The 12,908-nt window shown below is 73.6% G+C and carries 12 protein-coding genes; 4 read left to right on the top strand and 8 right to left on the bottom strand.

All coding sequences use genetic code 11. From position 1 onward, the window contains the following. The first annotated feature begins 94 nt into the window (after positions 1–94). Positions 95–754 (top strand): HAD family hydrolase, encoded by a 660-nt coding sequence (locus HS048_RS27955; RefSeq protein ID WP_307832678.1) that lies wholly within the window; start codon positions 95–97, stop codon positions 752–754. 11 nt (positions 755–765) lie between these two features. Here the strand turns inward: HS048_RS27955 and HS048_RS27950 are convergent, their stop codons facing one another. The 5 genes from HS048_RS27950 to HS048_RS27930 all read right to left on the bottom strand — a co-directional run bounded on the left by HS048_RS27950 (position 766) and on the right by HS048_RS27930 (position 5,164). Continuing rightward, positions 766–1,050 (bottom strand): DUF5709 domain-containing protein, encoded by a 285-nt coding sequence (locus HS048_RS27950; protein ID WP_230881903.1) that lies wholly within the window; start codon positions 1,048–1,050, stop codon positions 766–768. A 93-nt stretch (positions 1,051–1,143) separates the two neighbouring features. Continuing rightward, entirely contained in the window at positions 1,144–2,682 is a 1,539-nt protein-coding gene (locus HS048_RS27945) for a gamma-glutamyltransferase family protein (protein ID WP_068898517.1), read from the bottom strand. 20 nt (positions 2,683–2,702) lie between these two features. After that, complete coding sequence (locus HS048_RS27940) at positions 2,703–3,323, bottom strand: pentapeptide repeat-containing protein (RefSeq protein ID WP_196469158.1); 621 nt, start codon at positions 3,321–3,323, stop codon at positions 2,703–2,705. A gap of 188 nt (positions 3,324–3,511) precedes the next feature. Next, on the bottom strand, positions 3,512–3,907 hold the full coding sequence (locus HS048_RS27935) for a hypothetical protein (protein ID WP_196469157.1): 396 nt from the start codon (positions 3,905–3,907) through the stop codon (positions 3,512–3,514). A 111-nt stretch (positions 3,908–4,018) separates the two neighbouring features. Then, positions 4,019–5,164, bottom strand: coding sequence for an acyl-CoA dehydrogenase family protein (locus HS048_RS27930; protein WP_068898511.1), 1,146 nt, complete (start codon positions 5,162–5,164; stop codon positions 4,019–4,021). 215 nt (positions 5,165–5,379) lie between these two features. On the opposite strand from HS048_RS27930, the gene HS048_RS27925 reads away from it, so the two are divergent. Beyond that, entirely contained in the window at positions 5,380–6,180 is an 801-nt protein-coding gene (locus HS048_RS27925; RefSeq protein ID WP_068898508.1) for a tyrosine-protein phosphatase, read from the top strand. Between the two features lie 27 nt (positions 6,181–6,207). Here the strand turns inward: HS048_RS27925 and HS048_RS27920 are convergent, their stop codons facing one another. Beyond that, the gene (locus HS048_RS27920) at positions 6,208–8,541 is read right to left on the bottom strand and encodes an excinuclease ABC subunit UvrA (RefSeq protein ID WP_196469156.1); all 2,334 of its coding nucleotides are present in this window, start codon (positions 8,539–8,541) and stop codon (positions 6,208–6,210) included. Between the two features lie 62 nt (positions 8,542–8,603). Here HS048_RS27920 and HS048_RS27915 point away from each other — a divergent pair, with 62 nt between their 5' ends. Then, positions 8,604–9,629: a YafY family protein gene (locus HS048_RS27915; protein ID WP_068898507.1), complete on the top strand. Its 1,026-nt coding sequence runs from the start codon at positions 8,604–8,606 to the stop codon at positions 9,627–9,629. A gap of 35 nt (positions 9,630–9,664) precedes the next feature. Here the strand turns inward: HS048_RS27915 and HS048_RS27910 are convergent, their stop codons facing one another. Both HS048_RS27910 and HS048_RS27905 read right to left on the bottom strand, forming a co-directional pair. Continuing rightward, a complete protein-coding gene (locus HS048_RS27910; protein ID WP_196469155.1) occupies positions 9,665–10,702 on the bottom strand; it encodes a Gfo/Idh/MocA family oxidoreductase in 1,038 nt (345 codons plus the stop codon). Continuing rightward, the gene (locus HS048_RS27905; protein ID WP_196469154.1) at positions 10,695–11,603 is read right to left on the bottom strand and encodes a proteasome assembly chaperone family protein; all 909 of its coding nucleotides are present in this window, start codon (positions 11,601–11,603) and stop codon (positions 10,695–10,697) included. The genes HS048_RS27910 and HS048_RS27905 overlap by 8 nt, the downstream gene beginning before the upstream one ends. 288 nt (positions 11,604–11,891) lie before the next feature. Between HS048_RS27905 and HS048_RS27900 the strand changes: the two genes are divergently transcribed. Then, positions 11,892–12,893, top strand: coding sequence for a hypothetical protein (locus HS048_RS27900; RefSeq protein WP_196469153.1), 1,002 nt, complete (start codon positions 11,892–11,894; stop codon positions 12,891–12,893). Positions 12,894–12,908: the final 15 nt, after the last annotated feature.

Genomic DNA, 12,908 nt, shown 5'->3' with positions numbered 1-12,908 from the left:
CCCGGACCGGCTCTCCCGGCTCACGGGACAGCCCTTAGGATGCGGTGGGCCCGTCCGAGGAGCCGTCGAGGGGCCATCGAGGGGGGAGGACGCCGTGATCCGGACGCTGGTGTTCGACGTCGGGGAGACGTTGATCGACGAGACGCGGATCTGGTCGCGCTGGGCCGACCGGCTCGGCGTCACCCGGTTCACGATGCTCGGCGTGCTGGGCGGCATGGCGGCCCTCGACCGTTCCTTCACCGAGGCCTTCGAACTGCTGCGGCCCGGTTTCGACCTGGAGGCCGAGCAGGATGCCTGGAAGCGGGAGGACCCCGGCGGGCTCCGGGTGAACTTCGACGCGGCCGACCTCTACCCGGACGTACGGCCCGGCCTGGCCGCGCTGCGCGGCCTCGGCTACGGGCTGGTCATCGCGGGGAACCAGCCGCCGCAGGCCTACGACGCGCTGACCGCGATGGACCTGCCGGTGGACGCCGTGCACACCTCCGACGGCTGGGGCGTGTCCAAGCCCGACCCCGCGTTCTTCGCCCGGGTCGTCGAGGTCTGCGGCCGGGAGCCCGGCGAGATCCTCTACGTGGGCGACCGGCTCGACAACGACGTCCTCCCGGCGCGGAAGGCGGGCATGCGCACCGCGCTGATCCGCCGCGGCCCCTGGGGCCACCTGCACGCCGCCCGCCCGGAGGCGGCCGAGGCCGACCACGTCGTCGACGGCTTCGCCGACCTGGTGGCCGCCCTGGCCGCGGATCCGCCGCGCTGACCGGGAGCGGTTCAGCGGTACGGCTCGATGTGGATCGCGCGCTCCTCGGCCGACAGGTCGCCGTCGTCGCGGCCGACGTCGGTGGCGTAGGCCTGGGAGGTCTCGTGCGGCCCGGTGCCCTGGTCGGGCGCGACCAGTCGGCTCCACTCGCGCGGCGTCCGCGGGTGGTCCGGGGCCTCGCGCCGGAGGCGCTCGCCGAAGTCGTCCCGGTGCCGGGGGTCGTCCTCGACGATCCTGTGGTTGAGGCCCAGGTCGTTGGTGGCCTGCTCGACTTCGAGCGCCTGCTCGTCGCTCATCCCGTAACGGTCCGGGGGTGATTGGCTCATACTGGGGCACTACCCCCTGAAAAGCTGAAGAACCGCAGGTCATCCCCGCTCTCGGCGTCCAGGTCAGAGACCGGCGGCGGCCCCGATGACGGAGCGCGGATCGGCCGCCCCCGCCAGCACCCCGGAGGGCAGCACGTCGATCAGATGCGCGTGCCCGAACGCGGAGCCGTACGGCAGCGCCGCGACCGGGTGGCCGCGCCGCGCCAGGCCCTCGCCCCACGGGCCGCCCTCCTCCACCTCGACCACGACCTCGTCGGGGGCGTTCCAGGTGTCGAAGCCGGTGCCCCCGGTGCCCAGCCGCCAGCGGGGGGCGCCCACGGCCTCGCCGGGCTCCCGGCCGTGCAGGAGCAGGCGGGTCAGGAGCTGCAGCACGATCTGCGGCTGCCCGTCGCCGCCCATGGTGCCGGCGACCGAGCGCAGCGACCCGTCCGGCCGGGTGACCAGCGCCGGGATCAGCGTGTGCGGGGGGCGCCGCCCGGGCCCGTACTCGGCGGGATGGCCCGGGACGAGGGAGAAACCGATGCCCCGGTTGTGCAGGTTGATGCCGGTCCGGGGTTCGAAGAGCAGGCTGCCGAAACCGGCGGCGTTGGACTGGATCAGCGAGACGCCCATGCCGTCGCCGTCCACCGCGCACAGGTAGGTGGTGTCGCCGGGCGCGGCCAGGTCGCGCAGTGCGGCCCGCCGGTCCCGGTCGACCAGGGCCCGGCGCTCGGCGGCCGACTCCAGGACCGCGTCCACCCGGGCGCCGTCGAACAGCAGCTCCGGCCGGTCGTGCCCGGCGACCCGCGACGCCTCGACGAGCAGGTGCGCCCAGAGCGGGTCGGCGGGATCGGCGGGCAGGTCGAGGCCCTCGGCGACGGCGAGCGCGAGCAGCAGCAGGTAGCCCTGGGAGTTGGGCGGCATCGTCCACACGTCGTGGCCGAAGACCCGGGTGCGGAGCGGCTCGGTCCACTCCGCGCCCGGCCGGGCCAGGTCGTCCTCGGTGTACTCCCCGGCGCCGAGGGCGAGCAGTCCTTCGCCGAACTCGCCGAGGTAGAACCCGTCCCGGCCGCCGGCCAGGGCCTTCAGCGCCCTGGCCACCCCCGGCCGCCGGACGAGGTCGCCGGCCGAGCGGGCGGAGGCGAAGTCCTCGCAGAGCGGGCCGACGGTCGTCAGGCCGGGCACCAGCAGCGGCGAGGCGGGGAAGCCGCCCTCGGCGTACCCGATCGCGGGGGCGAGCACCTCGGCCAGCGGCAGCCGCCCGTACCGGCCGTGCAGGGCCAGCCAGCCGTCCGCGCAGCCGGGCACCGGGGCGGACCGGACGTCGTGGTGGAACGGCATGCGGTCGTGGCCCTCGGCGCGCAGGCGCTCCGGGTCGGCGCCCGACCCGGCCCGTCCGGAGGCGTTGAGCGCCGCGGGGACCGGGGACCCGTCGTGCACGAGCGCGAACAGGTCTCCGCCCAGCCCGCACAGGTGCGGCGCGGTGACCGCCAGCACGGCGTTCGCCGCGACGGCCGCGTCGGCCGCCGACCCGCCCCGCTCCAGCATCGCGACCCCGGCCCTCGATGCCAGGTGATCGACCGTGCAGACCATTCCGGACCGTGCATATCGGGTGTTGCGCATGTCCAGAGCGTACGGCCGGGCTAGTCGGAGCGCACCTCCAGGCCGAGCAGTCCGGCGATCGTGACCGCCTGGCGGACGTCTATCACCGCGTCCTTGAGCTTGACGGTGAGCGGATCGACCGACGACAGGTCGCTCCCGCGCAGGTCGCAGCGGGACAGGTCGGCGCCGTGCAACCAGGCGCCGGACAGGTCGACGCGCTGGAGCGCGGCGCCCTCGCACCGCGCGCCGGTGAGGTCGGCCTCGCGCATCCGCACGTCGGTGAAGGACGCGCCGCCGAGCGCCGCTCCCGGGAGCCCGGCGAACGACCAGTCGCCGCCGGAGACCTTCAGCAGGTCGAAGGTGCAGTCGCTGAACACGCTGCCCACGAACTTGCACGCCGCGAAGGTGGCGTCGAAGAACGTGCACCGGGTGAAGGTGCAGTTCAGGAAGGCCGTCTCGGTGTGGACCGAGGCGTTGAACCGCACGTCGCGGAACGAGCACTCGGAGAAGACGGCCCCCCGGCTGGTGGCCTCGGTCATGTCCACGTCGATGAAGGCGACCTGTTCGTGGGTCTGGCCCGACAGGTCCGCGCTGTCCCAGTCCGCGGAACGGACGGTGGTGCGGGTCTCGGGCGCGGGCACGCCGTACTTGCGTTCAGCCATGCGGGGATCCAAGCAGACGGGTGCGACAGAAACCGCACGCCGCGGCAGAGGCCTCCCCGGTCGTCCGGACCGGGGCGCCGGGAGCCGGTCCGCGCCTTCGTGCCCGCTTCTCGCCATGGGGGAGGCGGGGCCGGCAGGTGGGAGGCGGGGCCGGCAGGTGGGAGGCGGGGCCGGCGGGTCGGACCGGCTCAGCCCAGCATCACGCCGAGGAACAGCGCCGCCAGCGCGGACAGGCCGCTGAGCGCGCCGAACGCGGCCAGGGCGCCCCGGGTCTTCGCCCGGGCGTGCAGGAAGGCGGCGACCCCGGAGACGACCACGACGGCCACCTTCACCTCCAGGGTGCGGCGGTAGGCGGGGTCGTCCCCGATCCCGTCGAGCAGGTTCCACACGCCGGTGGCGAGCAGGACCGCGTAGGCCGGCCAGGCCACCCGGTCGAAGGCGCGGGCGGCGGTCTTGGTCACCCCCTCGCCGGTCGCGCGCAGCGCCGGGACGAGGAAGGCGAGGGTCAGCTGGCCGCCGACCCAGACGGTGGCGGCCAGCACGTGGAGGAAGACACGCAGGGTGTCCAGCGATACGGAGAGCACGCGGCCACCGTAGTGTCCGCGCCTCCCGGTCCCGCCGCGGGGGCGGGACCGGGGCCGCCGCTCCGGCGGCCGGCCGGGGGCGGTGATGGACGGAGGGGGGCCGCCGAGGGCCTAGAGGCCCAGGTCCCGCCCGATGATCTCGCGCATGATCTCGTTGGAGCCGGCCCAGATGCGGGTCACCCGGGCGTCCATCCAGGCGCGGGCGACGCGGTACTCCTTCATGTAGCCGTAGCCGCCGAACAGCTGCACGCAGGCGTCCAGCACCTCGCCCTGCACCTCCGAGGTCCACATCTTGGCCTTGGCGGCGTCGACCGCGCTCAGCTCCCCCTCGGCGTGGGCCTCGACGCACCGGTCCACGAAGGACTGGGAGACCTCGACCTTGGTGACCAGGTCGGCCAGGACGAACTTGTTGTGCTGGAAGGACCCGATGGCCTGGCCGAACGCCTTGCGCTCCTTGACGTAGACCAGGGTCTCGGTGAGCACCGCCGCCGCGTGCGCGAGGTTCGCCACCGCCGAGCCGAGGCGCTCCTGCGGGAGCCGCTCCATCATCGCGATGAAGCCGCGGTCGACCTCGCCGATCACGTTCTCGGCGGGGACGCGCACGTTCTCGAAGAACAGCTCGGCGGTGTCGGCCTCCGGCTGGCCCACCTTGTCGAGCTTGCGGCCCCGGGTGAAGCCCTCCATCCCGGTCTCGACCGCGAACAGGGTGATGCCCTTGGCCCTCTTCTCCGGGCTGGTGCGGGCGGCCACCACGACCAGGTCCGCGCAGTAGCCGTTGGTGATGAAGGTCTTGGACCCGTCGAGGACCCAGTCGGAGCCGTCGCGGACCGCGGTGGTGCGCAGCGCGGCCAGGTCGGAGCCGCCGCCCGGCTCGCTCATGCCGATCGCGGTGATCATCTCTCCGGAGCAGAAGCGCGGCAGCCAGCGCTTCTTCTGCTCGTCGGTGGTCAGCTCCACGAGGTACGGCGCGACCACGTCGTAGTGGATGCCGAAGCTGGAGGAGAGGGCCGCGCCGACCCCGGACAGCTCCTCGCCCAGCACGGCGTTGAAGCGGTAGTCCCCGGCCGCGCTCCCGCCGTGCTCCTCGGGGACCTCCAGGCCGAGGAAGCCCTGCCGCCCGGCCTCCAGCCAGACCTCGCGGTCGATCAGCCGGTTCTCGATGAACTCCTCGGCGCGCGGCGTGACCGAGCGGGCGATGAACTCCCGGACCGACTCGCGGAAGGCGTCGTGGTCGGGGCCGTAAACAGTTCGCTTCATGGAATATCAGTATACCGACCGGTAGGTATGTTCCTGAAGCGGGGACCGGCCGCCGGGTGTCCGTCCGGTGCGGGTCCCGGCGGATCCCGGGAGGGTGCGGGCGATATGAGCGATATGGGCGGGGCGCGAAGGGGTCGCACCGGTCCGCGATGTTCGCGGTCGTCCGCCCTCGGCGTTCACCGGATGGCCATATGCCCATGTATAGACTCGCCTCGATGAACGACTTCACGCGATGGATCGATCTTGAAGGTGCCGTCAACGTGCGCGACCTCGGCGGGCTCGCCACCGTGGACGGCGGGACCACGCGCTTCGGCCGGATCTACCGCTCGGACAACCTGCAGGGACTGACCGGGCGCGACGTCGAGCGGCTCGTCGCCGAGCTGAAGCTCCGCCACGTCGTCGATCTGCGCTCCGGCCCGGAGGTGTTCATGGAGGGGCCGGGCCCGCTCACCCGCGTCCCGGAGGTGAGCATCCACCACCACACCCTGTTCGCCGAGGGTGGCAGGCACACCGACGCCGAGGCCGACACCGTCGACGTCGACCGGGTGCTGCCCTGGCAGGAGCGGGTGGAGGAGGAGAAGCTGGCCGAGCTCAGGGTGACCGGCTTCTACTACGGCTACCTGCGCGAGCGGCCCGACTCGGTGCTGGCGGCCCTGCGCGCCATGGCCCGCGACGACGGCGCCGCGATCGTCCACTGCGCGGCCGGCAAGGACCGCACGGGCGTCGTCTGCGCCCTCGCGCTGGAGGTCGCCGGGGCCACCCGCGAGGCCATCGTCGCCGACTACACCGCCACCGGCGACCGCATCGAGGCCATCATGGGCCGCCTGCGCGCCAGCAGCACCTACCGCGATGACCTCGACTCCCGCCCGGTCGACGACCACCGCCCCCGGGAGCAGTACATCGAGCAGTTCCTCGGCGTGCTGGACGACCGCTTCGGCGGCCCCGTGGAGTGGCTCGCCTCCGAGGGCTGGACCGACGACGACACCCGCGCCCTGCGGTCCCGCCTGCGCGACTAGGGACGCCTCCCGGGCGGCGGGAGAGCCCTACCGGCGGCCGGCGTGCCGCACCGGGGTCCTCCGGGATCCCGTCGGCGCCGCCGCGCGCGGCGGCACCGGGCCGGTCCCGAAGTCCCCGCGCCGGTGGGCCGCGAGGGCCCGCGCCGTGGGGGTGGCCGCGTCCGGGGAGTAACCGGCGACGGGGCCCTCGTAGAGGACGGTCCCGCCGTGCCTCCCGGGCCCCGGCCCCAGGTCGATCAGCCAGTCGGCGTGGCGGACGACGTCCAGGTCGTGCTCGATGACCACGACGGTGTGGCCCCGCTCGACGAGCGTGTCCAGCACGCGGAGCAGGGTGCCGACGTCGCCGGGATGCAGGCCCGTCGTGGGTTCGTCGAGCAGGTAGACGGTGGGCCGTTCGGTGTCGCGCAGCTCCTTGGCGATCTTGACGCGCTGGCACTCCCCGCCCGAGAGCGTGTTGAGCGACTGGCCCAGCCGCAGATAGCCGAGACCGACCTCCGACAGGTGGCGGAGGGCCGCGGCGATGGCCTCGTCCGGCAGCCGGTCCATGGCCTGGTCGACGGAGAGGTCGTCGACGTCGGCGATGGACAGGCCGCCGACGGTGTGGGCGAGCACCTCGGGGACGAAACGCCGTCCCCGGCAGGCCTCGCAGACGACCTCCTGGCCGTCCATGAAGGCCAGGTCGGTGTAGACGGTCCCGAGGCCGCGGCACCCGGGACAGGCCCCTTCCGAGTTCGCGCTGAACAGCGCGGCGGGGACGCCGTTGTGCCGGGCGAACAGCCTGCGGATCGCCGGCGCGATGCCGGTGTAGGTGACGGGGGTGGACCGGCGGCTGGTGCTGACCGGCCTCTGGTCGACGACGGTGACGTCGTGCTGGTCGGCCAGCTCGGCGGCGAGGCTGGACTTCCCGGAGCCCGCGACGCCGGTGAGGGCGGTCATCACGCCGGCCGGGACGTCGACGGTGACGCGCCGCAGGTTGTTGCGGGTCGCCTCGGCGATCCTGATCACGCCCTCGGCCGTACGGGGGACCCGCTCGGCGGACCGGCGCCGGGAGAGCGCGCGGCCGGTGTGCGTGCCGGCGCGCCGGAGCTCTGCGAAGGTGCCCTGGAAGACGAGCCGGCCCCCGTCGGCTCCGGCCCCGGGACCGATCTCGACGACCTGGTCGGCGACCGCCATCACCGCGGGGTCGTGCTCGACGACCAGGACGCTGTTCCCGCCGTCCCGCAGCCGCCCGAGCAGCCTCGTCACCGATTCCACGTCGGTGGGATGGAGCCCGGCCGTGGGCTCGTCGAACACGTAGATCATCTCGGTGAGGCCGGAGCCGAGATGCTTCACGATCTTGACGCGCTGGGACTCGCCGCCTGACAGCGTCGTGGTCGCACGGTCCAGGGTGAGGTAGCCCAGCCCGATGGCGTTCATGGCGTCGAGCCTGGCGGTGAGGGCGGCCACGACGGGGGCGACGGACGGCGTGCCGACGCCCCGGACGAACCCGGCGAGCTCGGCGACCTCCAGGCGGGCCAGCTCGCCGATCGTGCGCCCCAGGACGGTGACGGTGCGGGACCGCTCGTTGAGCCGTTCTCCGCCGCACTCCGGGCAGACCTCGGACCGGGTGAACCTGCGGATCGTCTCCTGCTTGCGCTCGGACACGTTGTCCGAGGTGTTCAGGTAGATCCGCTCGAATCGCTCGACGACCCCCTCGTAGTCCTTGGGCGGCCTGCGCCCGAGCCTCGCCGCCGCCTCACCGCCGTGCAGCAGGGCGTCCCGCTCGTCCTGGCTCCAGTCCCGCAGCGGCGTGTCCGGGCTGAAGGAGCCGATGTCGGCGTACCGCGAGTACCAGTAGCCGCCGTCGCCGAAGCCCGGGAGGAGGATCGCGCCCTGCCGCAGCGACCTGTCCAGGTCGAGGAAGCGGTCGAGGGCGGGGGCGACGACCTCGCCGAGCCCCGAGCACGCCGGGCACATCCCGGCGGGGTCGTTGAACGAGAAGCGGTTCGACTCGCCCACGGGGGGATCACCGATCCGCGAGTACAGCAGCCGCAGGTAGGTCCAGGCGTCGGTGATCGTGCCGACCGTGGAGCGCGCGTTGCCGCCGATGCGCCGCTGGTCGATCACCACCACCGGGGAGAGCCCGTCGATGTGCTCCACGTCGGGACGCGTCCACTTCGGGAGCCGGTTCCTCGTGAACGGGGGGAAGGTGTCGTTGAGCTGGTAGCCGGCCTCCGCCGCGATCGTGTCGAAGACCAGCGACGACTTCCCCGACCCCGACAGGCCGGCGAAGACGATGAGGCGGTGGCGTGGGATCTCCGCGTCCAGACAGCGGAGGTTGTTCGTACGGGCGCCCCTGATGGAGATGCTGTGCTTCACCATGCCTGTGACGGTAGGACCGGATGCGGCCGGATCCTGACCGCGATTCCGCCCATTATGGATCCATGGCCGACGTGACCGAACGCATGCTGGTACTGCTGTCGACCCTGCAGACGGGGGGCCCGTTCAGCGGAGAGGAGCTGGCCTCCCGGCTGGGTGTGAGCCCGCGGACCGTCCGCCGCGACGTCGAGCGCCTGCGGGGGTACGGCTACCCCGTCGTGACGCAACCGGGGCCCGGCGGCCACTACCGGCTCGTGGCGGGCCGCACGATGCCCCCGCTCGTCCTCGACGACGACGAGGCGGTCGCGGCGCTGCTCGGTCTCGCCACCCTCGCCGCCCTGCGCTCCGACGAGGACGGGACCCTGGACGACGCGGCCACCCGCGCCTACGGAAAACTCGACCAGTTCCTCCCGGCGCGGCTGCGCCCGCGTGCGGCCGCGCTGCGCGCCGGTCTGGAGATCGGCGCGCAGCGCGCGCCCAGCGTGAACGCGGAGGTCCTGAGCGGCCTCGCCGAGGCGATCACCGGCCGGGAGGTCGTGGCGTTCGACTACACGGACAGGCGCGGGAGGCCGAGCCGGCGGCGGGCGGAGCCGCACCGGCTGGTCCACCTCCATCTGCGCTGGTACCTGCTGGGCTGGGACCTGGGCAGGAGCGACTGGCGGGTGTTCCGCCTCGACCGCGTCGCCGGCCTCGTACGAACCGGAGCCCGGCACCCCTCCCGCGAACTGCCGGCCGGCACGGCCCTGTCGTACCTCCGCGGAGGACTGAACGCGGACCGCCGCCGGGTCCGGTTCACCGTGCGGGCGGAGCCGCACGAGGTCGCCGACGTGCTGAGGTACCAGGACGCCCGGATCGAGCGCGTCGGCGACCGGGAGACCCGGGTCACCCTCTGGCTCGACTCCTGGGAGTGGCTCGTCCAGTGCCTCGTCCTCCTGGGCGCCGACTTCACCGTCGTCGAGCCGCCGGACTTCCGGGACGCCTGCGCCGCCTTCGCCCGCCGCCTGCTCGCCGCAGCCGGTGAGGGCCCGCGGGAGCACTCGGCGGGCGAGGGCCCGCGGGGGCCCTCGGCGGGTGAGAGCCAGCAGGAGTGATCGGCGGGTGAGGAGCCGCGGGGGCACCCGGGCGGTCAGAGCGCGACGGCCACGCCCTCGGCGGCGGAGCGGCGGGCCGCCTCCAGCACGGTGAGGGCGGCCACGACCTCCTCCGGGTCGACCGGCGGCGGGGTGCCCTCGCGCAGCGCGGACACCACGGACCGGTAGAAGCCGAGGTAGTCGCCCGGCTCGGTGCGGATCCGCCGGCCGGCCTCGTCGGTGCCCAGCACGCCCCAGCGCTCCTCGGGGTCGTCGCCGAAGCCGGGGGAGCCGGGCGCCAGGCCCGCGCGCAGCCGGTCCTCCTGGACGTCGAGGCCGTGCTTGACGTAGCCGGCTCGCGAGCCCAGCACCCGGAAGCGGGGGCCGAGCTGCGAGGCCACGGCGCTGGCCCACAGGTGGGAGCGGGCGCCGTTCGCGTGGGTGAGGGCGACGAAGGTGTCGTCGTCGGAGGCGACCCCGGAGCGCCGGACGTCGGTCTCGGCGTAGACGGACGTCACCGGGCCGAGCAGGCGCAGCGCCTGGTCGACCAGGTGGCTGCCCAGGTCGTACAGGAGGCCGCCGACCTCCTCGGCGCCGCCGAGCTCGCGCCAGCCGCCCTTCGGGACGGGACGCCAGCGCTCGAACCGGGACTCCAGCCGGTGCACCGTGCCGAACTCGCCGGCGGCGGCCAGCCGCTCGATCGTCAGGAAGTCGCCGTCCCAGCGCCGGTTCTGGAACACCGTCAGCATCCGGCCCCGCTCCCGTGCCAGGCCGATCAGGTCGCGGGCCTGGCGGGCGGTGGCCGACAGCGGCTTGTCCACGACCACCGGCAGCCCGGCCTTGAGGGCGGCCTCGGTCAGCGGGACGTGGGTGCGGTTGGGGGAGGCCACCACGACCAGGTCGACCGAGTCCCACAGCTCGGCGGCGTCGGGGACGACGCGCGCGCCGTAGCGGGAGGACGCCTCGGCGGCGCGCTCGGGGTTCCCCGTCACCACCGCGGACAGCCGCAGGCCGGGCGTGGCCGCGATCAGCGGGGCGTGGAAGAACGCGCCCGCCACGCCGTACCCGATGAGGCCGACGCGCAGGTCAGTCATTGCGGCGTTCCTCGCGTTCGGCGAGGAAGGCCTCGAACTGGGCGGCGAGCTCGTCCCCGGTGGGCATCTCGGCCGGCTCGGCGATGAGGTTCTCCCGCGCGGCGCCGGCCGCGAACGCGTCGTACTGCTGCTCCAGCCCGGCGATCGCGGTGGACAGCTCCTCCGAGGCCTCGATCTGCTCGGCGATCTCGGAGGTGGTCTGCTCGGCGGAGGTGCGCAGGCCTTCGAGGGGGAACACCAGGCCGGTGCCCCTGGTGACCTCCTCCAGGGCGGTCAGCGCCGCCGTGGGGTATTCGGCCTGGGCCAGGTAGTGGGGGACGTGCACGGCGTAACCGAGGGCGTCGTGGCCCGCCTCGCCGAGCCGGAACTCGATCAGGGCCGCCACGCTGCCGGGGACCTGGACCTTGCCGAAGGCGCTGGTCCGGCCGGTGATGAGCTCGGGGCGGCTGGCGTGCGCGGTGACGCCCAGGGGGCGGGTGTGCGGGACGGCCATGGGGATGCCGTGCGCGGTCACCAGCCTGCCGACGCCCAGCCGGGTGGCGAGCTCGCCGAGGGCGGCGGCGAACAGCTCCCACTCGCGGTCCGGCTCGGGGCCGGTGAGCAGCAGGAACGGGGTCCCGGTCGAGTCGTGGGCGAGGCGCAGGGCGATCTCGGGGACCTCGACGCCCGTCCACCGGTCGGTGTCGAACGTCATGATCGGCCGCCGGGAGCGGTAGTCGAGCAGCCGGTCCACGTCGAAGGTCGCGATGACCCGATGCTCCAGCTCGGCCAGCAGGTGACCCAGGGCGAGCCGGCCGGCCCCGCCCGCGTCCACGAACCCGTCGAAGTGGTAGAGGAGCACCGGATCGGTCAGCTCAGGGACGTCCTCACTGAGCCGGTAGAGATCCGTCGGGTCGAACACCGTTTCCAGCCTTTCGTCGATCGTCTCTTGAGGAGAACCCGCGGGGTGCCCGGCGCATTCCGGGGTCGCCGCGAATCCCGGCGACCCCGGTGACCCCGGCGATCCCTGGCACCCTACCGGGGGCGGTCGCCGCGGTGCGGAACGCGGTCCGGAGGCCGGTGACGCTCGGTGCCGGGGAGCGGACAAGAGGACTATCTGCAATGGTCCGGACATTAAGGTCTAACCCTTAATACCCCATCATTCAGCGACGTATAGGAAAACTTGCACCGGTCGGCCATGCTGGGGAAGGTGGGAACCACATCTGCGCACCGATCCGACCAGAGATCCCTCCGGGTCCCGCCGCTGCCGTGCCCCTTCCCCAGTGAGGTCAACCCCTGCGTCGAAGAGGTGGACGAGGAGAGCCACGCCTGGCTCGCGGCCTCCCGCATGCTGGAGGGGGAGGGCGTGCTGGAGCACTTCCGGCGGTCCCGGATCGGCTGGCTGGCCGCCCGGACCAACCCGCTGGTGCCGCGCGACAGCCTCCGCCTGATCAACGACTGGTACAACTGGCTCTTCGCCTTCGACGACGCCTTCTGCGAGTCGGAGACGGTGGGCCACCGGGCGGCCGCGCTCGTGCGGGCGCTCCCCCCGCTCCTGGAGATCCTGGACGAGCGGCGCGAACCCGGGGCCGGCGACCCCTTCGGCGCGGGCCTGCTGGAGCTGCAGCGCAGGATCGCGGAGGTCGGCACCCCCGCGCAGCTGGAACGCTGGCGGACCACCGTCCGCGAGTACCTGTTCGCCCAGGTGTGGGAGGCGGGCAACCGCGAGGCGGACCTGATCCCCACCCCCGAGGACTACGTCCTGATGCGCCGCATCACCGGAGCGACCTACACCTGCTTCGCGCTGATCGACGTCGCCGGAGGGTACCGGCTCGAATCCGAGGAATGGTCCCATCCGGATGTGCGTACGCTCAGTGACCTTGCGTGCGACCTCATCGGCTGGGACAACGACCTGCTCTCCTACGCCAAGGAGCGCGGGCGGGACGCGGCCCGGCACAACCTGGTCACCGTACTGCGCTTCCACCGGACGGGATCGCTCCAGAAGGCGCTGGACGAGGTGGCGTCGATGCACGGCGCCGCCGTGGAGGGCTTCGTCGAGACCCGCTCGGCGGTGGAGCGGTGGGCGTCGCAGCCCGTGCTCAGGTACGTGCGGGGGCTGGAGCACTGGGTGCGCGGGCACATCGACTTCTCCCTCGGCAGCGCCCGCTACGTGCACGCCTGGCCGGAGGGGACGAGCTGGCCGGCGGGCTGAACCGTGTCGCGCGCC

This window comes from Planomonospora sp. ID91781, from assembly GCF_015711595.1.
Taxonomy (GTDB): Bacteria; Actinomycetota; Actinomycetes; order Streptosporangiales; family Streptosporangiaceae; genus Planomonospora; species Planomonospora parontospora.
This window is presented reverse-complemented; position numbering and strand designations above follow the sequence as displayed.